This window comes from Streptomyces sp. DH10, from assembly GCF_029813805.1.
Taxonomy (GTDB): Bacteria; Actinomycetota; Actinomycetes; order Streptomycetales; family Streptomycetaceae; genus Streptomyces; species Streptomyces coeruleofuscus.
Genome location: NZ_JARVKU010000005.1, coordinates 94,478 through 117,274 on the forward strand (window position 1 = coordinate 94,478; position 22,797 = coordinate 117,274).

General features: G+C 72.5%; 19 protein-coding genes. 10 read left to right on the top strand and 9 right to left on the bottom strand.

Going from position 1 to position 22,797, the window contains the following annotated elements; all coding sequences use genetic code 11:
• Window positions 1–73: 73 nt before the first annotated feature.
• On the top strand, window positions 74–1,135 hold the full coding sequence (locus QC385_RS12280) for a peptidoglycan recognition protein family protein (RefSeq protein ID WP_279541327.1): 1,062 nt from the start codon (window positions 74–76) through the stop codon (window positions 1,133–1,135).
• 204 nt (window positions 1,136–1,339) lie between these two features.
• Window positions 1,340–2,458, top strand: coding sequence for an acyltransferase family protein (locus QC385_RS12285; RefSeq protein WP_279541328.1), 1,119 nt, complete (start codon window positions 1,340–1,342; stop codon window positions 2,456–2,458).
• Window positions 2,459–2,461: 3 nt separating this feature from the next.
• On the opposite strand, the gene QC385_RS12290 is transcribed toward QC385_RS12285, so the two are convergent.
• From QC385_RS12290 to QC385_RS12310, 5 genes are all read right to left on the bottom strand, one after another.
• Complete coding sequence (locus QC385_RS12290; protein WP_279541329.1) at window positions 2,462–2,635, bottom strand: hypothetical protein; 174 nt, start codon at window positions 2,633–2,635, stop codon at window positions 2,462–2,464.
• A gap of 204 nt (window positions 2,636–2,839) precedes the next feature.
• Window positions 2,840–3,064, bottom strand: a complete 225-nt coding sequence (locus QC385_RS12295; protein ID WP_279541330.1) for a hypothetical protein — start codon at window positions 3,062–3,064, stop codon at window positions 2,840–2,842.
• Window positions 3,065–3,450: 386 nt separating this feature from the next.
• On the bottom strand, window positions 3,451–4,473 hold the full coding sequence (locus QC385_RS12300; RefSeq protein WP_279541331.1) for a hemolysin family protein: 1,023 nt from the start codon (window positions 4,471–4,473) through the stop codon (window positions 3,451–3,453).
• A complete protein-coding gene (locus QC385_RS12305) occupies window positions 4,470–5,822 on the bottom strand; it encodes a hemolysin family protein (RefSeq protein ID WP_279541332.1) in 1,353 nt (450 codons plus the stop codon). Before QC385_RS12305 ends, QC385_RS12300 begins: the two co-directional genes overlap by 4 nt.
• Before the next feature lie 206 nt (window positions 5,823–6,028).
• A complete protein-coding gene (locus tag QC385_RS12310; protein ID WP_279541333.1) occupies window positions 6,029–6,532 on the bottom strand; it encodes a MarR family winged helix-turn-helix transcriptional regulator in 504 nt (167 codons plus the stop codon).
• Between the two features lie 109 nt (window positions 6,533–6,641).
• Here QC385_RS12310 and QC385_RS12315 point away from each other — a divergent pair, with 109 nt between their 5' ends.
• On the top strand, window positions 6,642–7,157 hold the full coding sequence (locus QC385_RS12315) for a YceI family protein (RefSeq protein ID WP_279541334.1): 516 nt from the start codon (window positions 6,642–6,644) through the stop codon (window positions 7,155–7,157).
• Window positions 7,158–7,176: 19 nt separating this feature from the next.
• Here QC385_RS12315 and QC385_RS12320 read toward each other — a convergent pair whose 3' ends face one another.
• Window positions 7,177–8,883: a hypothetical protein gene (locus tag QC385_RS12320; protein ID WP_279541641.1), complete on the bottom strand. Its 1,707-nt coding sequence runs from the start codon at window positions 8,881–8,883 to the stop codon at window positions 7,177–7,179.
• Window positions 8,884–9,052: 169 nt separating this feature from the next.
• Complete coding sequence (locus tag QC385_RS12325) at window positions 9,053–13,159, bottom strand: bifunctional nitrate reductase/sulfite reductase flavoprotein subunit alpha (RefSeq protein WP_279541335.1); 4,107 nt, start codon at window positions 13,157–13,159, stop codon at window positions 9,053–9,055.
• A 194-nt stretch (window positions 13,160–13,353) separates the two neighbouring features.
• On the opposite strand from QC385_RS12325, the gene QC385_RS12330 reads away from it, so the two are divergent.
• The 4 genes from QC385_RS12330 (at window position 13,354) to QC385_RS12345 (ending at window position 16,017) form a co-directional block, all read left to right on the top strand.
• Window positions 13,354–13,749: a cell division protein SepF gene (locus QC385_RS12330; RefSeq protein WP_279541336.1), complete on the top strand. Its 396-nt coding sequence runs from the start codon at window positions 13,354–13,356 to the stop codon at window positions 13,747–13,749.
• A 119-nt stretch (window positions 13,750–13,868) separates the two neighbouring features.
• Complete coding sequence (locus QC385_RS12335) at window positions 13,869–15,047, top strand: AAA family ATPase (protein WP_279541337.1); 1,179 nt, start codon at window positions 13,869–13,871, stop codon at window positions 15,045–15,047.
• A complete protein-coding gene (locus tag QC385_RS12340) occupies window positions 15,044–15,367 on the top strand; it encodes a nucleotide pyrophosphohydrolase (RefSeq protein ID WP_150483515.1) in 324 nt (107 codons plus the stop codon). The genes QC385_RS12335 and QC385_RS12340 overlap by 4 nt, the downstream gene beginning before the upstream one ends.
• Window positions 15,368–15,546: 179 nt before the next feature.
• Window positions 15,547–16,017 carry a DUF6099 family protein gene (locus QC385_RS12345; RefSeq protein WP_059417896.1) on the top strand — a complete coding sequence of 157 codons (471 nt, stop codon included), beginning with the start codon at window positions 15,547–15,549 and terminating at the stop codon, window positions 16,015–16,017.
• A gap of 256 nt (window positions 16,018–16,273) precedes the next feature.
• Here the strand turns inward: QC385_RS12345 and QC385_RS12350 are convergent, their stop codons facing one another.
• Window positions 16,274–16,447, bottom strand: a complete 174-nt coding sequence (locus QC385_RS12350; RefSeq protein WP_167409526.1) for a hypothetical protein — start codon at window positions 16,445–16,447, stop codon at window positions 16,274–16,276.
• Window positions 16,448–16,684: 237 nt separating this feature from the next.
• Between QC385_RS12350 and QC385_RS12355 the strand changes: the two genes are divergently transcribed.
• Complete coding sequence (locus tag QC385_RS12355; protein ID WP_279541338.1) at window positions 16,685–17,608, top strand: LLM class F420-dependent oxidoreductase; 924 nt, start codon at window positions 16,685–16,687, stop codon at window positions 17,606–17,608.
• A 64-nt stretch (window positions 17,609–17,672) separates the two neighbouring features.
• On the opposite strand, the gene QC385_RS12360 is transcribed toward QC385_RS12355, so the two are convergent.
• Entirely contained in the window at window positions 17,673–18,497 is an 825-nt protein-coding gene (locus QC385_RS12360; RefSeq protein ID WP_279541339.1) for an SAM-dependent methyltransferase, read from the bottom strand.
• 163 nt (window positions 18,498–18,660) lie between these two features.
• On the opposite strand from QC385_RS12360, the gene QC385_RS12365 reads away from it, so the two are divergent.
• On the top strand, window positions 18,661–20,124 hold the full coding sequence (locus QC385_RS12365; protein ID WP_279541340.1) for a 3' terminal RNA ribose 2'-O-methyltransferase Hen1: 1,464 nt from the start codon (window positions 18,661–18,663) through the stop codon (window positions 20,122–20,124).
• Window positions 20,121–22,697, top strand: coding sequence for a polynucleotide kinase-phosphatase (locus QC385_RS12370; RefSeq protein WP_279541341.1), 2,577 nt, complete (start codon window positions 20,121–20,123; stop codon window positions 22,695–22,697). Before QC385_RS12365 ends, QC385_RS12370 begins: the two co-directional genes overlap by 4 nt.
• Window positions 22,698–22,797 lie beyond the last annotated feature (100 nt).

The window sequence follows — 22,797 nt, forward strand, 5'->3', positions numbered from 1 at the left end:
CCGGGCACGCTCCGCAGATGCGATCGCACCGTCTTCAGACCGGCACGCACGCGCTGGAACGGAGGACTGACTCATGGCCACCCCGCTCACCGCCGCCCGGCTCGTCGCCGCGCTGAAGGCCGAGGGCTGCGCCGTACACGAGGTCGGCGGATGGCGCACCAACAACCGCAATCACAAGGGTCCGTGGGGTCCCGTGCACGGGGTGATGATCCATCACACCGTCACCGGACCCGGCACGGACGTCGTCGAGCTGATCTTCCACGGCCACAGCGCCCTGCCCGGTCCGCTCGCCACCGGATGCATCACCAAGGACGGCATCGTCCACCTGACCGGCAACGGCCGGGCCAACCACGCCGGCGGCGGCGACGGTGACGTGCTCAATGCCGTCATCGGCGAGTCGTACGGCGCGTACCCGCCCGCGACGCACGAGCACGACGGCTCGGCGGGCGCGGTCGACGGCAACGCCCGCTTCTACGGCTGGGAGTGCGAGAACAAGGGCGACGGCAAGGACCCGTGGCCGAGTGACCAGTACATCGCCATCGTCAAGGCCACCGCCGCGATCTGCCGCGCGCACGGCTGGGGCCCCAAGAGCGCGATAGGCCACCTGGAGTGGAGCGACTGGAAGGTCGACCCGCGCGGATTCGACATGGCCGACTTCCGCCGTGACGTGACCGACGCCCTGGCCCTCCCGGCGGGCCTGTGGGAAGGAGAGGACCCCATGCCCCAGTACGTCAACCTCGGTATACCCGGGGGGTATCGGCTCGCACCCGGTGCCTGGGACTCGGTCGAGTTCACCACGGAGTGGGCCGACGAGACCGGCGACCACGCCACCGGCGGGAGCGTCTTCGCCCGTGGCCCGGCCCGTTTCAGCGGAAGCGTCAGCCTCCACATCGACGGGCTGCCGACGGGCGCGGTCGTCCAGGCGCGCATGTCGGAGTACCAGGGCGACCAGCACCGCGCGGACCACCCGATCCACGAGATCGTCGGGACCGGCGGCGGCACCTTCGCCGTCGTACCCCTGACGAAGCGGCTCCCGTCGGGCCGGAGCATGCGGATACGGCTGCTGAACCAGGCCGCCGTCCCGGTCACGGTCGCGAGCGCGGTGCTGACCGTGCTGGTGTGGAAGGAGACCTAGGGAGACGGCGGAAGGAGACCTGGGGAGACGATCGCCCGTCCGGACACGTATACCCGGGCATGAACCGAAGCGATCCACCCCCGTTACGAGTTGAACCGGGGCACGGCCCTGTGATTAGGGTGCGGGCGATGTTCTGCGCAGACGCCACCCCCTTATCCCCGGCAGGAAGAGGCACAGCCCCTCCGAGTCGCTGCGGGAGGGCCCGTGAGTGACACGGTGACGACGGCCCGCCCGGCGGCCGAAGCGGCCCGGGCGACTCGGAGCGGGGAACGGGGCGCGGCGGCCCGCCCGGCGCGGCAGCGGGACGCGTTCTTCGACAACGCCAAGTACCTGGCGATCGTGCTGGTGGCCGTGGGGCACGCCTGGGAACCGCTGCGGCCGGGCAGCAGGGCCGTCACCGCCCTGTACATGTTCGTCTACGCGTTCCACATGCCGGCGTTCATCATCGTCTCCGGCTACTTCTCGCGTACCTTCGACGGGAGCCCGGGGCGCCTCAAGCGCCTGGTCACCGGTGTCGCCGTGCCGTACGTGGTGTTCGAGACGGCGTACACCCTGTTCACCCGGTGGACCAGCCAGGATCCCGACCGTCCGGTCAGCCTGCTGGACCCCCTGTATCTGACCTGGTTCCTCGCGGCGCTGTTCGTCTGGCGGCTGACGACGCCTTTCTGGCGGCATGTGCGGTGGCCGCTGCCGACGGCCCTCGTCGTCGCGATGCTGGCGACGCTCTCCCCGTCCCTCGGCCGCGACCTGGACCTCCAGCGCACGCTTCAGTTCCTGCCGTACTTCGTGTTCGGCCTGCTGCTGCGGCCGGAGCACTTCCGGCTGGTGAGACGGCGCAGGGTGCGCATCCTCGCCGTGCCGGTCGCCGTCTGTGCGCTGGGCGTGGCGTACTGGGCGGTGCCGCGGATGAACTACGCGTGGTTCTTCCACGCCGACAGCGCCCCGGAACTGGCCGCACCGTTCTGGTACGGACCCGTGATGACGCTGGCCGCCTTCGGCTGCTCGGCCGTCCTGGTCGCCTGCTTCCTCGCCTGGGTGCCCGGACGCCGGACGTGGTTCACCGCGCTGGGCGCGGGCACGCTGTACGGCTATCTGCTGCACGGATTCGTCGCGCAGGCCGCCAAGCACTGGGGCTGGTACGAGCCGGCCTGGGTCCACCGGCCCGTCGGCGCGGTCGTCGCCACCCTGGTCGCGGCCGTGGTCGTCACGGCGCTGTGCACGCCGTCCGTGCGGCGCGTCTTCCGCTGTGTGACGGAACCGGGGATGGCGTGGGCCTTCGGCAAGGGGAACGCGGCTCCGCGGCGGGGCGATGCCCGCGGGTGATGCCTACGGCTGGGCGCCGGCTTCCTGCTGCACCGGTGCGTGGCCGTTCAGGGCCTGCGTCATCTGGTGCTGCGTCTCTTCGGCGACCGCGCGAGCCTCTTCGACGACGTCACCGCGTTCGCGTATGAGGCTTTCGTAGATCGGCAGTTCTTCGGTCCGGGTCGAGTCGGGTTTCACGGGTTCGTCCTATCGCTTTACGCCGGGTCTGGGGGGCCCGTGTAAGTCTGCGCCATCCCGTGCTGCGGTGTTACCCACCCCCGTCCTGTCCAGAATTCCGTCACGAGCTTCGCGAATTCCTCAATTTTGTGACCGCGAGGAGAAGTCCTGGGCACGGCGAAGGGCCCCGGGAATCGTTTCCCGGGGCCCTTCGCGCGGATGCCGTCAGAGCGACGTCGTGTGAACGCCCGCGCTCCCGGAAGCCGCCCCGCCCTCCGACGACAGGGTGCCCTGGAGGCTGCCGCAGAGCTCGGCGGTCAGGGGTCCGACCAGGCCGGTGGAGAGGCCGCCCGCGAGGTTCGCGGAGGCACCGCCCGCCATACCGCCGGAGATGTTCTCCAGGTCGGCGTCGGACAGCTCGGCGATGTCGACCCGAGAGGTGAGGTTCATTGGAGGTGTTTCCCTTCACGTGAATGTCTCGCAATGGCGGCGCGCGTGGGGGTCGCCGGATCCAGAACCGAGATTCCGCACCGACGGCTCCGCCGTGCGCAGGATCAAAGCACTCGGCGGGAGAAAAGTTCCAGCCGACTCCCGCCGCCGCAGCGCGCTTTTCGGCCACCGCCTTCACCGCCATGACCGTGGGCACACGAAACGTTCCCACTTCTTCACACACCCCGTCGCCCTGTCGCAGGCATGCGTATTGCGCCCCGATTCCCGAAGCGGGCACTTCGGCGCCAAATTCCCATGTCCCGTCACGGACTTGGCGCCCGGCGTGCCGTCCTCCGGTGTCCTTGCGAACGGTGTGCAGATTGGCTGGAGGTTCGGATTCCGCTCCGTCAGGCCGCCGCGGCCGGCTGCATCAGCCGGGCCAGCAGGTCGTCCAGGGTGACCAGGCCGGTGAGCCGGCCGGCGCTGTCACGGACCACGGCCAGGGAGGACCGGCGGCGGCGCAGCACCTCGATCGCGTCGGCGACCGTGGTGGCCTCCGTCAGCTCGGGCACCGGGCGGGCCAGTTCACGGGCGGTCGTGGCACGCCCCCGGGCCCTGGCGACCAGGGCGTCACGGGCGTGGACCGAGCCGAGGACGGTGCCGTTCTCCCGGACGAGCAGCCGGGTGCGGTCGAGGCCGGCGGCCAGCCGCAGCAGCGCCTCGACGTCCGTGCCGCCCTCGACCCAGGTGAGCTCCGCCGCCGGGATCCGCAGCGCCGCGACCGGCGTCTCCGGCTCGGTCAGCGAGCGGGTCAGCAGCTCCGAGTCGGTCGCGCTGATCAGGCCCAGCCGCTCGGACTCCGCCACCAGGTGCGTCAGCTGCTCCCGGTCGTGCGCCGAGGCCAGCTCGTCACGCGGGGCCACCCGGCACAGCCGTACCAGCGCGTTGCTCGCCGCGTTGAGCAGCCGGATCAGCGGTCGTACGGCCCGCACCACGGCCCGGAACGGCGGGGAGAGCAGCATCGCCGAGCGCTCGGGGTGGGCGATCGCCCATGACTTGGGGGCCATTTCACCGACCACCATGTGCAGGAACACCACCACGGCCATCGCCACGGCGAACGCCACGCCATAGCTCACGGCAGTGGGCAGGCCCAGCGTGCGCAGCAGCGGGTCGAGTTCGTGCGAGATCGCCGGCTTCGACACCGACCCCAGGCCCAGGGTGCACACGGTGATGCCCAGCTGGGCGCCGGCCAGCATCAGCGACAGCTCGCGCATACCGGCCAGGGCCGCCCCGGCGCCGCGCCGCCCCTCGGCCGCCGCCTTCTCCATCCGGTGCCGTTTGGCGGCGACCAGCGCGAACTCGGCCGCCACGAAGAAGCCGCTGCCGATCAGCAGCAGCACGGTCACGAAGACCGCCATCGGGAAACTCACGCCATCTCCTCGGCTTCCGCTGCTTCCTCGGCTTCCGCGAGCGGGCTGATCCGTACCCGGTCGGCCACGTGCCGGTCGAGCGTGCGGACGTCGATCACGGCGCGCCCGCCCCCGGGCAGCTCGACCGTGACCCGGTCGCCGACCGTCGGGAAGCGGCCGAGCCGGTCCACGACCAGGCCGGCCACGGTGTCGTAGTCGTCGTCCTCCGGCAGCCCGACACCGGTGGCCTCCGCCACCTCGTCCAGCCGGCGGCCGGCGTCCACCAGCCAGCCGTCGCCGTCCGCGACGGCGAGGACGGTGACCTTGTCGGACTCGTCGGCGATGTCGCCCACCAGCTCCTCGGCGATGTCCTCGTACGTGACGATGCCCGCCACGCCGCCGTGCTCGTCGAGGACGACCGCGAACTCGTCGTCCTGCTCCCGCATCCGGTTCACCGCGTCCGGCAGCGCGAGCGTGTCCGGCAGCAGCAACGGCCGCCGGGCCACCTCACCGGCGCTCGCGACGGCGAGGCGGGCGGCGGGCAGCGCCATCAGCTCGCGCACCCCCAGCACGCCCGCGACGTCGTCCGGATGGTCGCCGAGGACGGGGTAGTTGGAGTGGCCGTGCTCGGCGATCAGGCCGACCGCCTCGTCGGCGCCGGCGTCCTTGCGCACGAAGACGGCGTCGGCGCGCGGCACCATCACCTCGTCGAGGGTGCGCTCGGAGAACTCCAGCGCGTGGTCCAGCAGCGCGGCGGTGTCCTTGGGCAGCGCGCCCCGCTCGTGCGACTCCCCGATCAGATGGCCCAGCTCCTCCAGCGTGGCGCCGTGATGCAGCTCCTCCACCGGCTCGATGCCGGCCTTGCGCAGCAGCTTGTTCGCAGCGCTGTCGAAGACGCGTACGACAGGGCCCACGACCTTCAGATACGCCAGCGTCGACGGGGCCAGCGCCTTCGCCAGCCGCTCCGGCACGGCGATCGCGAGGTTCTTCGGGGCCAGCTCGCCCAGCACCATCTGCACGACCGTGGCCAGGACGAAGGCCAGCGTCACGGAGACGCCGCTCACCGCCGCGTCGGGCAGGCCGAGCCCGGACAGGGCCGGCTCGAGCAGCGCGGACACCGACGGCTCGGCGATGAAGCCGACGACCAGTCCGGTGACGGTGATGCCGAGCTGCGCGCCCGACAGCATGAACGACAGCCGCTCCAGCACCCGCAGGGCGCGGGCGGCCTTCCTGTCCCCGGCCTCGGCCTCGCGCGCGAGGGTGAGCCGGTCGGCCGAGACGTAAGCGAACTCCTGGGCGACGAAGTAGCCGGTGCCGGCGGTCAGCACGAACACGGCGAGCAGACCCAGCAGGGCCTCGGCGGCACTCATAGAACACCACCCCGCCGTGTGCCGCGATCACTGATGCCGTGGCGGGATGGTCGGGGACTGTGCCCTGGAGGGTCCGTCGGTCTGGCGGACAACAAGTGGCTCCTTATACGTGGTGTGTCTCCGGGTCAACGCTCGTCGGCGCGCCCGTGTTCCCGGATTCTACGACGGTGTAGAGAACGTCGCCCGGGGCGCCGGGCCGGCCTCCCTCAGTCCGCGCGGGACTCCTCGGCGAGGTCCGGCACCAGCGCGGACAGCGCCTCACGCTGGTCCGGGCCCATGAAGCGGTCGAGGGACCGCGTCACCGTCTCGGCGAGCGGGCCGGAGGCCTCGGTCAGGAGGCGGCGGGCCTTGTCGGTGAGGGCGACCTCGACGCCGCGCTTGTCGCCGCACACCGACCTGCGGGTGACGAGGCCGGCGTGCTGGAGGCAGGCGATCTGGTAGGTGAGGCGGGTCTTCGGGCGGCCCAGGAGCTCCGCGACGCGCGTCATGCGCAGGCCGCCCTCGGGCTGCTCCGCGAGCAGGCACAGGATCAGGAACTCGTCGTGCGAGACGTCCAGCTTCTCCTTCACGACCGCGCGCAGTCGCTGCTCCACCGCCCCCGTCGCGGCGAGCAGCAGCATCCAGGCGTGCAGCTCCGCCGGCAGCAGTCCGCCTCCTTGGGCGGACGGGCATTCAGGCAGGTCGGCGGGGTGCTCCTGGTGGTCGGCCATGCGTCCCAGCCTACCTGTCGTCCAAATTTGGAACAGAGGGTTGTTCAATTTTGGACGAGCCGCTAGCGTGCAGTCATCCAAATTTGAACGACAAGAGTGGAGAAGGATCATGACCGTCGCCGTGGAAACCGGACTGTGGCAGCTCGACACGACCGCCTCGACCGTGGGCATCCAGCACAAGACCATGTGGGGCCTGGTCACCGTGAAGGGCGCCTTCGGCGTGATCGGCGGCTCGGGCGAGGTCCGGCCCGACGGGTCCGCCGTCGGCACCCTGACCTTCGACGTCGCCTCCCTCGACACCAAGAACGCCAAGCGCGACACCCACCTGAGGTCCGCCGACTTCTTCGACGCCGGCCACCACCCCGAGATCACCTTCGTGGCCCGCAGCGCCGAGCTCCGCGACGGCGACCAGGTGCACGTCGTCGGTCAGCTCATCGTGCGCGGCGTCAGCAGGCCGCTGTCCCTCACCGCCCGCCTGAAGGACGGGGATGCCACGGGACTCACGCTGGAGACGGAGTTCAGCGTCGACCGGGACCAGTTTGGCATGGGCTGGAACCAGCTGGGCATGATCCGCGGCCGGACCACGGTCACCGCGAACCTGCGCTTCGTCCGGGCCACCGGCTGACGCCCCCCGCGCAGCGGTGTCAGCCCGTCCGGCGCACCGCCTGCTGCACGTCCGTGCTCGACAGGGTCTGCGGCGACGCCGTGAACGCGCGCAACCGGATCCGGGCATCCGGCCGGGGCACGATGAACAAGCCCTTGGCCGGCCGGAGTTCATAGCGGGCGGTGGCGTGCGCGGGCAGGGTGCGCGGACCACGGACGATCCGCCAGTACGGGTCCATGCCCTGGCCCGTCGTCAGGGTGAAGTGCGGGGCGAGGGCCGTATCGTCCGTGTTGGTGACCTGGAGGGTGAGGCGGGAGACGGTGGCGGGGGTGGGGTGGCGGGCCGCGACGACCCGCATACGCAGGGGCGGTGCACCCGTGGCCGCCACGGCGGCGCCGCCCAGCGCGGGCAGGAGCAGCAGCACCGTCAGGGCGACCCGGGCCGGGCGGCGCACCGGCCCGGACAACAGGCGCGCACGGGGCTGCCACGCCCCGGCGAACGCCGACGCGGGAGCGGTGACGGCCGCCGCCAGCCACAGCGGCGTCATCAGCAGGTAGTAGCCGTCCTGTGAGCGGGTCGCCAGGTAGAAGGCGCACCAGGGCAGGACGGTCGCGGCCGGACCCAGCCGCCGGACGAACAGCACGAACAGCACGAGCAGGCCGGCGAGCAGCAGCAGGCTCGCGGAGGAGTACCAGTCGAGGCGGTCACTGCCGTCGGTCAGGTACAGCGAGACGTCCACCACGCCCTGCCCGTGCAGCACCGCGCCCTGCGTCAGCGGCAGGGCGATCCCCGTCAGCCAGGGGCCCGGCTCGCTGACGACGAAGTAGGTGTTGACCAGGAGCCACACGGTCGCCGCGGCCCCGGCGACCCGCAGCACCACCAGTGCCGCGGCCCGGCCGCCCAGCTCGCCGCGCCGCACGGCGTAGATCCCGGCCAGCAGGAACGGCGCCAGGAACCAGGGGAGTTGCTGTGCCGCGCACGCCGCCCCCAGGCACGCGGCACGTGCCAGCCCCGCCGCCCCGAGCCGCCCGCCCGCCCCGATGCGCGGCCAGCGCACCACCACCGGCACCAGCAGGGCCAGGGCCACGATCGCCGGGTAGCCGAGCCGCGCGTACGACGGCAGCATCCCGAAGCCCAGGCACACCATGGTCGCCGCCGACCGCCACGGCGCCGGCAGCATCCGCCACAGCACGACCGTGCCGGCGACCAGCGCGCCCGTGCTCACCGCCGTCGCCGGGGCACCGCCGTGGCCCAGCCACAGCAGCGGCACGGCCAGCAGCGGGGCCAGCGGCGGATAGCCGTAGGTGAGGTCGTAGCCCCCGGTCACCGTCGGCGTCAGGGCCGCCCCGTGGCCGAAGAGCCAGGGCCACGGCTGCCCGTACACCGGGTGCCCCGCGGCCACTTCCCGTGCCGCCTGGGTGGTGAGCAGCGCCTCGTCGGAGCCGTGGTGCAGCACGGTCCACGCGCACAGGGCGAGCGTCACGCCCGTCACCAGCACGCACAGGTCCACCCGGGCCAGCGACCGCTCCCGGCCCACGACCAGGGCCAGCACCCCGCACGCCAGGATCGAGGCGTAGCACGCCGAGATCACCACGGCCACGGCCGGCCGGTGACCGGCCGCCGTCGCCCACACGGCACGGGTGCCGATCAGCAGGCTGATGTCGGCGAGCAGGGTCAGGACGCGGTGCCACTGGGCCGGGGGCGGCGGCCCGGCCGCGGCCGACTGCGTGCGCGGGCCGGGCACCACCCGTGTGGTTTCTGCCGAGTACACGCCGCAGGACGCTAATCGCCGCAGGTGAGCGGGGCCCGGACGGCGGTGAAGAGACGGGTGTGAGGCGAGTAAGGAGCCCCCGCGCGCTCAGGAACCGCCGGGGAGCTGCCGTGCGCTCAGGAACCGCCGGGGAGGCGCCGCCCGCTCAGTACACGTCCCGTACGTACCGCTTGTCCGCCGCGAGCTGTTTCACGTACGCGGCGGCCTCCGCCTCGCTCAGCCCGCCGTGCGCCACCGCGATGTCCCGCAGGGCCCGGTCCACGTCCTTGGCCATGCGGGAGGCGTCACCGCAGACGTAGAAGCGGGCGCCGTCGTGCAGCCAGTGCCACAGCTCCGGCCCGTGTTCGCGCATCCGGTCCTGTACGTACACCTTGTTGCGCTGGTCGCGGGAGAAGGCGGTGTCCAGACGAGCGAGGGTGCCCTCGTCGAGCAGAGCTGTCAGCTCGTCCTCGTAGTAGAAGTCCGTCGCGCGGTGCTGCTCGCCGAAGAACAGCCAGTTGGGGGCCCGGTGCCCGAGGGCCCGCCGCTCCTGGAGGAAGCCGATGAACGGCGCGACGCCGGTGCCCGGGCCGACCATGACCATCGGCGTCGACGCGTCGGCCGGGGGCCGGAAGTGCGGTGAGCGCTGGACGAACACCGGCACCTCGGTGTCCGCCCCGGCGTCGGCGAGGAACGGCGAGCACACCCCGCCGCGCCGACGCCCGCGCAGGTTCTCGTAGCGCACCACGGACACCGTCAGGGACACCCGCTGCGGATCGACCAGCGGGCTGGACGATATGGAGTACAGCCGTGGCTGGAGCTTGCGCAGCACCCCGGCCCACTCCCCGGCGCTCGCCCGCACCGCGTACTCGGCGATCACGTCCACGGACTGACGCCCCCAGCACCACTGCGCCAGCCCGTCCTTGTTGTCGGGCCGCAGCAGCCTGCGCAACTCGTGCTTGTCGCGGGCGCGTTCGGCGACGAAGCGCAGCAGGTCCGGGGTGATCCTCGTGATGTCGAGGTGCCGGGCCAGCGCCTCGGCGAACGGCACCTCGCCGGCACCGGCCACCTCGACGGCCGTCCCGCCGTCCAGCCCGGTCACCGCCAGCCACTCCGCCACGAGGTCCGGCGCGTTGACCGGCCGCACGCCGAGCGCGTCCCCCGCCTCGTAGGCCAGGTCCGTCCCGCTGGTGTCGAAGGTGAACCGCCGGACCTCCTTGCCCGCGCCGGGCCGGCTGAGCAGCCGGTTGCCGACGAGCCGGACGACCGCGGCGGCGGGCTTCGGCCGGGGCTTCGGCTTGGGTTCCGGCTTGGGTTCCGGTCGCGAGGCCGGGGAGTCGGCCGGAGCGGAGGCCGGACCGCCCAGCGCCGAGAGCACGTGGTCGAGCCAGGCCCCCGCCGAGTCCCCGAAGTCCGGCTCGCAGTCCGTACGCGGGGCCAGCCGCACCCCGCCCAGCTCGTCGAGCCGCGCGTCCAGCCGGCGCCCGTGCCCGCAGAAGTCGTCGTAGGAGGAGTCGCCGAAGGCCAGCACGGCGTACCGCACCCCCTCCAGCCGCGGGGCGCCGTCGCCGGAGAGCGCGTCCCACAGGCCGGTGCCGTTGTCGGGCGCGTCGCCGTCCCCGAAGGTGCTGGTGATGAACAGCAGGTCCGCCGTGCGGGCGAGCGCGGTGACATCGGCCTCGTCCATGCCGACGAGGGTCGTACGGTGCCCGGTCGCGGTCAGCCGCTCGGCGGTGGCGGTGGCGAACTCCTCGGCGTTTCCCGTCTGCGAGGCCCACAGCACCACGACCTCACGGCCGGACGGCTCCCTCGCGGGGGCGGCCGGCGGCGCCGAGCGCGAGTACATGCCGGCGAGGACCCCGTTGACCCACAGGGCGTGCTCGGGAGTGAAGGGCGCGTCGGGCGGGAGCACCGGAACGCCGGGGGCGCCCGAGCCCAGCCCGGCGAGGAAGCCGGTGAGGTACTGCCGTTCCTGCGCGGACAGGACCGGGGGAGGGGAGGGCTGAAGGCCGAAGGGGTCGGCGCCGGCGGGGGTGACCGCCGTCGGCGTCAGAGCCCCGGCCGGTCCCTCGCCCACGGCGCTCGCGGCCTGTTGCGCGGACGCCTCCCGCGACGGCGTCGCCACCTTCGCCAGCGACACCGCGCACACCTTGAACTCCGGCTGGAACGACAGCGGATCCACCGCGTCGCTCGTCACCGCGTTGATGCTCAGGTACTCGCCGAACAGGTCGTTCCAGTGGAAGGGCGCGAAGCAGCAGCCCGGCCGCACGCGGTCCGTCACCACCGCCGGCAGCACGGCCCGCCCGCGCCGCGAGGCGACCTCGACCAGATCGTCCTCCGCGACCCCGAGCGCATCCGCGTCCTGCGGATGGAGCTCCACGAAGGGCCCGCCGTTCAGCTTGTTGAGCTTGGCGACCTTCCCGGTCTTGGTGAGCGTGTGCCACTGGTGCTGCACCCGCCCGGTGTTGAGCACGAACGGATAGTCGTCGTCCGGCATCTCGGCGGCGGGCAGGTGGGGCCGGGCGAAGAAGACGGCACGACCGCTCGCCGTCGGAAAACGCAGCCCGTCCTCACCCACGTACCGGACGGGATTGCGCTCGGGGCCGTCCTCCCGCGCGGCCGGCCACTGCACGGGCGTCCGGCGCAGCCGCTCGTAGGAGACACCGCGCAGGTCCCACTGCGTCTTCGGGTTGTGGAACCGCCGGATCTCCTCGAAGACCTCCTCGGCGCTGTCGTACGAGAACCCCTTCTCGTACCCCATCGCGCACGCGACCTCGGCGATGATCCGCCAGTCGGCCATCGCCTCCCCGGGCGGATCCGCGGCGGCCCGGGTCAGCGTGAGGCTGCGCTCGCTGTTGACGAAGACGCCCTCCGCCTCGGTCCACATCGCGCCGGGCAGGACGACATCGGCGTACGCGTTCGTCTCGGTGTCCGCGAACACGTCCTGCGTGACGACGAACTCGGCGGCCTCCAGGCCCTCGATGACCGTACGGCGGTTGGCGACCGAGGCGACGGGGTTGGTGCAGATGATCCAGCAGGCCTTGATCTCCCCGTCGGCCAGCTTCCGGAACATCTCGACGGTGCCCTGCCCTACCCCGTCGGCCCGCAGCGTCCCCGGCGGCAGCTCCCACACCTCCTCGGTGAACGCCCGCTCGTCCTCCACGAGCACCGACCGCTGCCCCGGCAGCCCCGGGCCCATGTAGCCCATCTCGCGCCCGCCCATGGCGTTGGGCTGCCCGGTGAGCGAGAACGGCCCGGCGCCCGGACGGCAGATCGCGCCCGTCGCCAGATGCAGGTTGACCAGGGCGTTGGTGTTCCAGGTGCCGTGCGTGGACTGGTTCAGCCCCATGGTCCAGCAGCTCATCCACTGCTTGCCGGCCTCGCCGATCAGCCGGGCGGCCCGGCGGATGTCGTCCTCGGCGAGCCCGGTGATCTCCGCGACCGCCGCCGGGGTGTAGTCGGCCAGGAACCCGGGCAGGGCCTCCCAGCCCTCGGTGTGGGCCGCGACGAACTCCGGGTCGGTGTGGCCGTCCGCGTGCAGCAGGTGCAGCAGGCCGTTCAGCAGCGCGAGGTCGGTCCCCGGCCTGACCTGGAGGAACAGATCGGCCTTGGCGGCGGTCGCGGTCCGCCGTGGATCGACGACGATCAGCTTGGCGCCCGCCTTGACCCGCTCCATCATCCGCAGGAAGAGGATCGGATGGCAGTCGGCCATGTTGGAGCCGATGACGAGGAAGACGTCCGCCTGATCGAAGTCCTCGTACGAGCCGGGCGGCCCGTCCGCGCCCAGCGACAGCTTGTAGCCGGTGCCCGCGCTCGCCATGCACAGCCGCGAGTTCGACTCGATCGCGTTCGTCCGCACGAACCCCTTGGCCAGCTTGTTCGCCAGGTACTGCGCCTCCAGGCTCATCTGCCCGGACACGTAGAAGGCCACCGCGTCCGGCCCGTGCGCGTCGACGATCGCCCGCAGCCGCGCGGCGGTCTCGGCGATCGCGTCGGCGACGGGCGAGGGCACCGGCTCCTCGCCCCGGTCGTCCCGGACCAGCGCGGTGGTCAGCCGCCCGGGCGCGGCGAGCATGTCGGCCGTCGTCGCGCCCTTGGTGCACAGCCGGCCCGCGTTCGCCGGGTGCGCCTTGTCACCGGATGCCTTCAGGACCGTGCGCCGCCCGTCCGGCCCCATGCCGACGTCGAGCACGAGGCCGCAGCCCACACCGCAGTACGAGCAGACGGTGCGCACCTGCTCCGTCTCTTGCTGCGGCCGTGGCGTCGTGGTCATGCCGTCGACGGTACAAATCCCCCGTTACGCAGGTGTCACATTGCTTGATCACCAGGAGTTACGCCCGTCACACAGCCGCGTTCCGGCCGTTGTGAGGTGCATCGACGTGGCGGAGCGTGTCGCAGTTGGGCCGAACGGGTGACCGTGCGCAAGAATTGGCCGATGGAGACAGCCAGCGCGAGCCAGGACGGAGCATGCCGGTGAACAGCCACGATGTCACCGACGAACAGTGGGAGGGGCTCGCCCAGGTCGTGCCGCTGCGGGGCCGGGATGCCTGGCCGTCCTCCGTCGGCCACCGGTCCATACCCGAGGCCGAGACGGAGACGCGGCGCCGCTTCGTCGTGCTGCGGGTGAACGTCTTCGCCGACGCCCGTGACGTCGCCGAAACCCTGATGGCGGGCGTGCCGGTGCTGCTCGACCTGACCGGCGCGGAGACGGAGGTCGCCAAGCGCGTCCTCGACTTCAGCACGGGCGTCGTCTTCGGCCTGGCCAGCGGGATGCACCGGGTCGACCGCAACGTGTTCCTGCTGACGCCGGCGGGGACCGAGGTGACGGGGCTGATGGAGGGGGTCGGGGTTCCCGGGGTGTGACGTGACGTGCCCTGCGGGCCGGATCGTCCCGTCGCAGCACGCCGGCCGGGTCGCCCGTTCGTAGGAAGCCCGGGGAGACGGAACGGTTCGTCCCCTGGGTGGAGTCCTACGGTCCGGATATGACCCAGCCCTCCGCTCCGTCCCCCCTCGTGCAGCCCGGCCCTCCGGCGGGCGGCACCGCGCGCCCCGAGCGGCCGCGCATCACCGAGCTGCGGCTGTCCGCCTTCGCCGGCCACCGCCGCGCCGCACTCCCGCTCGGGCCGCTCACCCTCCTCGCCGGTCCGAGCGGCTGCGGCAAGTCCAGCGCGCTGCGCGCGTACGAGGCGCTCGCCCGGCTCGGGGGAGGCGCGGCGCTCGGCGAGGCGTTCCCGGACCCCGTCGCCTGTGTCCCGGAGCGGGCCCGGCCCGACGCGCAGCGCCGCCGCGGCTTCCGCATCGGCTGCACGGCCGACGGGCCCGCCGGTCCGGTCCGGCTCGATGTCGCCGTGCAGGCCGAACCACGGTTGCGCGTCGTGGGCGAGCGGCTGACGGCCGGCGGACTGGTCCTGCTGGAGACCGCCCTGCGCGACCCCGGCAAGCGCGCCGTGCAGGCCGCCTGGCACACGGCGGGGCCGGCTCCGGTGCCCCATGGCCCGCTGCCGGACGACCGGCTGGGCACCGCCCTGCTGCCGCTGCGCGTGGCCGGCCGGACGCCCGGGCAGCGCAGGGTGCTGGCCGCCGCCGAACAGATGGTGGTCGCCCTGCGCTCCGTCTTCGCCTGCGACCCCGACCCCGACCGGATGCGCGGCCCCGTACCGGCCGGTTCCGGGCGGCTGCTCGGCGGCTGCGGCAACCTCGCCGACGTCCTGTGGCGCACCCGCGCCGAGTGCGCACGGCGGCACACGCAGTTCGTCGCGGCGGTGCGCGCGGGCTGCGCCGGGCCGGTGGCGGACGTGCCGGCCGAGCCGTCGGCCGACGGGACGGTGCGGGCGGCGCTCGACCGGGGCGACGGCATCCGGACGGAGCTCGGCCGGCTGGGCGACGGGGAGTTGAGGTACGTCGCGCTCGCACTGGTGCTGCTCACCGGGCCCGGCGTGCTGGAGGTCGACCCGGCCGGTGAGGTGCCCGCCGCCCTCCAGACCCTCACCGTGCTCGCCGACGGCCTCGACCGGGGACTCGACCCCGGTCAGCGGGGCGAACTGCTGCGGCTCGCGGCCCGAATGTGCGAGCGCGGCCACATCCGGCTGGTCGGCGCGGTGAGCGACGCGTCATGGGCCGCCGGGACGGACGGCGTCACGGTGGTACACCTGGAGCCGTGACAGAACCTCTCGACGTGGCGAAACTGCAACGCCGGCTGGCCGAGTTCGCGGCCGCGCGGAACTGGCAGCCGTACCACACCCCCAAGAACCTGGCCGCCGCGCTCAGCGTGGAGGCGTCCGAACTGGTCGAGATCTTCCAGTGGTTGACACCCGAGGAGTCGGCCCGCGTCATGAACGACCCGGACACCGCCCACCGGGTCACGGACGAGGTCGCCGACGTGCTCGCGTATCTGCTCCAGCTGTGCGAGGTGCTCGGCATCGATCCGCTGGCGGCACTGGACGCGAAGATCGACCGGAACGAGCGGAGGTTCCCGATCTAGGAGTCGCCCAGTCCACTTGTACTCTGAGTAACTAATGCGCGGCCCGAATCCGAATTGTTGTCCCGAGATTTCCGTCTTCCTCTGGCTTTTCGTCTCACACCCCTTCACTCTGGGTAGTGAACAAGGGAGTTCGGGCGGACGGACGCGCGGAGCGCGTCGGACAGAAACGGGGGCAGCGCATGGACGCGGTGCGGCTCATCGTGACGAGCAGGCGATCCCTGGCCGCGGGCGGCGACGTGCCGGGGATCCTGGCCGAAGTGTGGCAGGCGCAGGCCCTGGCACAGGCGATAGGCAGTCGCCTCGCGGTCGCCGGCCCGCCCGAACTGCGCGGCGAGGCACTGGGTTTGACGGAGCTCGCGGGCCGCGGCTGCGGTGTCCTGGACCCGCCCGAACTGGCCCCCGGTGAGCTGCGGGCGGGCCAGCTCACCGAGCTGGGCGACGCCCGCCACACCCTGATGTACCTCGGCGGCCTCCTCGGCGAGGTCGGCATCGCCCTCGTGGGCCTCGCCTGCGCCGCGGACGACGAGGGCACGTACTGGCAGTGCATGGAGGCCATCGACGCGGCGGACGAGTCCCGGGACCGCGTCCTGGAAATGCTCCGCAGACTCGCGGACCGGGAACAGGTGTTACCGGAGAGGGAGGCGGGCTAGGGGGTGTCCGACCAACCCCGCCTGCTCCACGGCGCCTGACGCGCCCGCTCCCGAGTTCTCGGCTGCGCTCGAGCGGGGGACCGGCATCGAGGCCGCTCCGGCGTTTGGCGTCGCGCGCTCTCCCAAGCCTTCGGCTACGCTCGAGCAGGGGCCCCGCGCCGCGGCGCCCGCGCCCTCCGGGCGGACGACGGGGATTGGCCGGACAGGCCCTCGCGGCTGCGGAAGGCCGACCCCCGGCCCGCCCGCGGAGCGGACCTCAGCCGACCGGCTCCTCCTCGCCCGGCCTCCGGTCGGCGTCCCCCGCCGCCTGGAGATCCGCGTCCAGCGCCGACAGGTCCGCGTTCAACGCCGCCATCAGCTCCTCCATCTGCTGCAACAGCCCTTTCGGCTGCCCGGTCCCGCCCTGCTGCGGCACGGTCTCTTCGGACATGACGGCCTCCTCGGCCCCTGGCCCCCGGGGAGGCCGACGCGGGTGACGCCCCGGCGCTCGAGGCCGGTGCGGAAGCCGGGGGCTCCGGCTCCGCCCGAGCCAACGATCACCAACGAGGCCGGTCACTGGCCCGGTCACGCGGGACCGGCGGTATGGATGTAATTTCACCCGACCGGGGACCGGACGGGACGGGGGTCCGAACTCGTCGTCGCGCACCCCGGCGTGCAGGATGGAACCATGGATCTTCGCATCTTCACCGAGCCCCAGCAGGGGGCCACCTACGACACTCTGCTCACCGTGGCCAAGGCCACGGAGGAGCTCGGCTTCGACGCATTCTTCCGTTCCGACCACTACCTCCGCATGGGCTCCGTGGACGGTCTGCCCGGCCCCACCGACGCCTGGATCACCCTGGCCGGACTCGCCCGCGAGACCAAGCGCATCCGGCTCGGCACCCTGATGACCGCCGGCACCTTCCGGCTTCCCGGCGTGCTCGCCATCCAGGTCGCGCAGGTCGACCAGATGTCCGGCGGCCGGGTCGAACTCGGCCTCGGCGCGGGGTGGTTCGAGGAGGAGCACAAGGCCTACGGCATCCCGTTCCCCCAGGAGAAGTTCGCCCGCCTCGAGGAACAGCTGGAGATCGTCACCGGCCTGTGGTCGACGGAGCTCGGCAAGACCTACGACTTCCACGGCACCTACTACGACCTCACGGACTCTCCCGCGCTGCCCAAGCCCGCGCAGGAGAAGGTCCCCGTGCTCGTCGGCGGCCACGGCCCGACCCGCACCCCGCGGCTGGCCGCCAAGTACGCCGACGAGTTCAACATGCCGTTCGCCTCCGTCGAGGACAGCGAGCGCCAGTTCGGCCGGGTGCGCGCCGCCGCGGAGGAGGCCGGCCGCAAGGGTGACGACCTGACCTACTCCAACGCCCTCGTCGTGTGCGTCGGCCGGGACGACCAGGAGGTCGCCCGCCGGGCTGCCGCGATCGGCCGCGAGGTCGACGAGCTGAAGCTCAACGGCCTGGCCGGCTCCCCGGCCGAGGTCGTCGACAAGATCGGCCGCTACGCCGAGGTCGGCGCGAGCCGCATCTACCTCCAGGTCCTCGACCTGGACGACCTCGACCACCTGGAGCTGATCTCGTCGCAGGTGCAGTCCCAGCTGTCGTAACACCGTACGCAGGATGAGCGTCCGGCGGATCGGCGCGGAGCGCGGTCCGCCGGACAGCCGTCCGTCACGGCTTGCGGCCCACCCCCACATAGAGGGGCATCTCGTCGCCCCCGCTGTCGCCCCCGCCGGCACCCTCGCGCTGTTCACCGAGCTCGGGATGCCACCGACCGGCCAGCACCACCCCGGGCTCCACCAGCTCAAGGCCCGTGAAGAACGCCGAGAACTCGTCGCGGGTACGCACCTGCGCCGCCGTCCCGCCCTTGCGGTAGACCTCGACGACCCGCTCCCAGGTCTCCGGGTCGAAGTCGCCCGTCGCGTGGGAGAGCGTCAAGTAGCTTCCGGACGGCAGGGGTTCGAGCAGCTCGCGGACGATCCGGCCGGGCTCGTCCTCGTCGCCCACCAGGTGCAGCAGGGCCACGAGGGACAGCGCGACCGGCTGGGTGAAGTCGAGGGTCTCCCGCGCCACCGAGATGATCTTCCCCGGTTCCCGCACGTCGCCGTGGACGTAGGCGGTCTTTCCCTCCGGCGCGCTGTGCAGCAGCGCCTGGGCGTGCCGGAGGACGATCGGATCGTTGTCCGCGTACACCACCCGGGCCTGCGGCACGATCCCCTGGACGATCTGGTGGAGGTTCGGCTCGGTCGGAATGCCGGTGCCGATGTCGAGGAACTGCCGGACCCCTCGCCCGGCCAGCAGCCGGGAGGCGCGGTGCATGAACAACCGGTTGGTCAGCGCCATTTCCCTGGCGGCGGGGAAGAGGGATATCACCTGCTCGGCGGCTTCCGCGTCGACCGGGTAGTTGTCCTTCCCGCCGAGGTAGTAGTCGTACATGCGTGCCGAGTGGGGTTTGCCGGTGTCGATCTGTCCCCCGCTGGTCCCGGCGTCTGTCACGTGAGGCCTCCGCATCTCCGCGTGCGTGGGCGCTCTTCCTGAATCCCCCTCGAACGCCCGGTCGATCGCGAGGCTAGCGGAAAATTCCCGGGTGCTGCCGGTGCCGGCTCTGTACGGTGAGGCGTACTCGCAGTTCAGACCACTGATCAAAGGTCGATCCACCGTGTTCCTGACCATCACGACCATCGGTACCCCGGAGCGCCCCGCCACCGAACTCGGCTTCCTGCTGCACAAGCATCCCGAGAAGGCGCAGGCGTTCTCCACGTCCTACGGCACGGCCCACGTCCTCTACCCCGAGGCGGACGCCGAGCGCTGCACGGCGGCGCTGCTGCTGGAGGTCGACGCGGTGGCCCTGGTCCGGCGCGGCAAGGGCAAGGGTCGTGGCGGCGCCCCGGACGCGGCACTCGCGCAGTACGTCAACGACCGCCCGTACGCCGCCTCCTCCCTCCTCGCCGTGGCGTTGAGCGGCGTGTTCTCCAGCGCGATGAAGGGCGTCTGCAACGCGAGGCCCGAACTGCCCGGCGTACCCCGGCCGTTGCGCATCGAGGTGCCGGCGCTGCCCGCCCGCGGCGGCCCGGGGCTCGTACGGCGGCTCTTCGAACCGCTGGGCTGGACGGTCACGGCCGAGCCCGTGCCGCTGGACACCGAGTTCCCGCAGTGGGGCGACTCGCGCTACGTCCGGCTCGAACTGGAGTCCGCGGACCGCACCCTCGCCGAAGCCCTGCGCCACCTCTACGTCCTGCTCCCGGTCCTGGACGACGCCAAGCACTACTGGGTCTCCTCCGACGAGGTCGACAAGCTGCTGCGCGCCGGTGAGGGCTGGCTGCCCGGCCACCCGGAGCAGAAGCTCATCACCAGCCGCTACCTCTCGCGCCGCTGGTCGCTGACCCGGCAGGCCACGGAACGGCTGGAGCTGGTGCGGCTGGCCGAGGCCGACGACAGCGAGGTCGAGGAGATCGACAACGCGGTCGAGGCGGAGACCGAGACGGAGGAGCGGCCGACCCCGCTGGCCGTGCAGCGCCGGGCGGCGATCACCGCCGCCCTCAAGGCGTCCGGGGCCGCCCGGGTGCTCGATCTCGGCTGCGGCCAGGGCCAGTTGGTGCAGGAACTGCTCAAGGACCCGGCGTTCACGGAGATCGTGGGACTGGACGTGTCGATGCGTGCGCTCACCATCGCCTCCCGGCGGCTGAAGCCGGACCGCATGGGGGAGCGGCAGGCCGCGCGCGTCAAGCTCCTCCAGGGCTCGCTCGCCTACACCGACAACCGGCTCAAGGGGTACGACGCGGCCGTGCTCAGCGAGGTGATCGAGCACCTCGACCTGCCCCGGCTGCCCGCCCTGGAGTACGCCGTGTTCGGCGCAGCGCGGCCCCGGACGGTCCTCGTGACGACCCCGAACGTCGAGTACAACGTGCGCTGGGAGAGCCTCCCGGCCGGCCACGTCCGGCACGGCGACCACCGCTTCGAGTGGACCCGCTCGGAGTTCCGGGCCTGGGCGGAGGCGGTGGCCGAACGGCACGGCTACGCCGCCGAGTTCGTACCCGTCGGCCCGGACGACCCGGAGGTGGGGCCGCCCACCCAGATGGCCGTGTTCACACTGACCACCCCGAAGGAGGCGAAGGCGGCATGACCGACGTACGCGAAGGGCGCGTTCTGCCCGTCACCGACCTCTCCCTGGTGGTCCTCGTCGGCGCCTCCGGCTCCGGCAAGTCCACGTTCGCCCGCAGGCACTTCAAGCCGACCGAGATCATCTCGTCCGACTTCTGCCGCGGTCTCGTCTCGGACGACGAGAACGACCAGAGCGCCACCAAGGACGCCTTCGACGTCCTGCACTACATCGCCGGCAAGCGTCTCGCGGCAGGCCGCCGCACGGTCGTGGACGCGACCAGCGTGCAGTCGGACGCGCGCCGACAGCTGATCGACCTGGCCCGGCAGTACGACGTCCTGCCGATAGCCATCGTGCTCGACGTGCCCGAGAACGTGTGCGCCGAGCGCAACGCGGCCCGCACCGACCGCGCGGACATGCCCCGCCGGGTCATCCAGCGCCACATCCGCGAACTCCGCCGCTCCCTGCGGCAGCTGGAGCGCGAGGGCTTCCGCAAGGTGCACGTCCTGCGGGGCGTGGAGGACGTCGAGCAGGCCACCGTCGTCACCGAGAAGCGCTTCAACGACCTGACCCACCTCACCGGCCCCTTCGACATCATCGGCGACATCCACGGCTGCTCCGCCGAACTGGAGTCGCTGCTCGACAAGCTGGGCTACACGGACGGGGTCCACCCGGAGGGCCGGACCGCCGTCTTCGTCGGCGACCTGGTCGACCGCGGCCCCGACAGCCCGGGCGTGCTGCGCCGCGTCATGGCGATGGTGAAGTCGGGCAACGCCCTGTGCGTGCCCGGCAACCACGAGAACAAGTACGGCCGGTACCTGCGCGGCCGCAAGGTCCAGCAGACCCACGGCCTCGCCGAGACCATCGAGCAGATGGCGGGCCAGAGCGAGGAGTTCGCCGCCGAGGTACGGCAGTTCATCGACGGCCTCGTCAGCCACTACGTCCTCGACGGCGGCCGGCTGGTCGTCTGCCACGCCGGGCTGCCCGAGCGGTACCACGGCCGCACCTCCGGCCGGGTCCGCAGCCACGCCCTGTACGGCGACACGACCGGGGAGACCGACGAGTTCGGCCTGCCGGTGCGCTACCCGTGGGCGGAGGAGTACCGCGGCCGGGCGGCCGTCGTGTACGGCCACACCCCGGTCCCGGAGGCCACCTGGCTCAACAACACCATCTGCCTGGACACCGGCGCCGTCTTCGGCGGCAAGCTCACCGCGCTGCGCTGGCCGGAGCGCGAGCTGGTCGACGTGTCCGCCGAGCGGGTCTGGTACGAGCCGGCCAGGCCGCTGCGCTCCGAGGCACCCGGCGGGCAGGACGGCCGCCCGCTGGACCTGGCGGACGTGCACGGCCGCCGGGTCGTGGAGACCCGGCACCAGGGCCGGATCTCGATCCGCGAGGAGAACGCGGCCGCTGCCCTGGAGGTCATGAGCCGCTTCGCGGTGGACCCGCGGCTGCTGCCGTACCTGCCGCCGACGATGGCCCCGACGGCGACTTCGCGCGTCGACGGCTACCTGGAGCACCCGGCCGAGGCCTTCGCGCAGTACGCGGCGGACGGTGTCGCCCGGGTCGTGTGCGAGGAGAAGCACATGGGCTCGCGTGCGGTGGCCCTGGTGTGCCGGGACGCGGAGACGGCCCGCAAGCGCTTCGGTGTCGGGGGCACCTCCCGCTCGAGCGCGGCCGAGAGTGGGGGAGGCCCCACCGGGTCCCTCTACACCCGCACCGGCCGCCCGTTCCTCGACGACGACGCCCTTACCGAGGAGATCCTCGACCGGGTGCGCACGGCGATCGGCGACGCCGGCCTCTGGGACCACCTCGAGACGGACTGGCTGCTGCTGGACGCCGAGCTGATGCCCTGGTCGCTGAAGGCATCCGGGCTGCTGCGGTCGCAGTACGCCGCCGTGGGCGCCGCGTCCGGCGCGGTGCTCCCGGGCGCGCTGGCCGCGCTGGAGGGCGCGGCGGCACGGGGCGTCGACGTGACCGCACTGCTGTCCCGCACCCGGGAACGGTCCGCCGACGCCGCCGCGTTCACCGAGGCGTACCGCCGCTACTGCTGGACCACAAACGGCCTGGACGGCGTCCGCCTGGCGCCGTTCCAGATCCTCGCGGTCCAGGGCCGCAGCCTCGCCGGGCTGCCGCACGACGAGCAGCTCACCCTGCTCGACCGGCTCGTCGAGCACGACGGCAGCGGCCTGCTCCAGACCACCCGGCGGCTGTACGTCGACACGGGTGACCCCGAGTCCGTCCGGGCCGGTGTCGACTGGTGGCTGGAGATGACCGGCCGCGGCGGCGAGGGCATGGTCGTCAAGCCGGTCGGCGCACTCGTCCGCGACGCACAGGGCCGCCTGGTCCAGCCCGGCATCAAGTGCCGCGGCCGCGAGTACCTGCGGATCATCTACGGCCCGGAGTACACGCGCCCGGAGAACCTGGCCCGCCTGCGCTCGCGGTTCCTCAACCACAAGCGGTCCCTGGCGATCCGCGAGTACGCGCTCGGTCTGGAGGCCCTGGACCGGCTGGCCGAGGGCGAGCCGCTGTGGCGGGTCCACGAGGCGGTGTTCGGGGTGCTGGCGCTGGAGTCGGAGCCGGTGGACCCGAGGCTGTGAACGAGTGGGCGACGGTTCTGCCGTCGCCCACCTGCGCTTTGCGACTCCCGACGCCGAGCAACCTGGTTAGTCAGGAAATGACGTGCTACGTTCGCTGGTC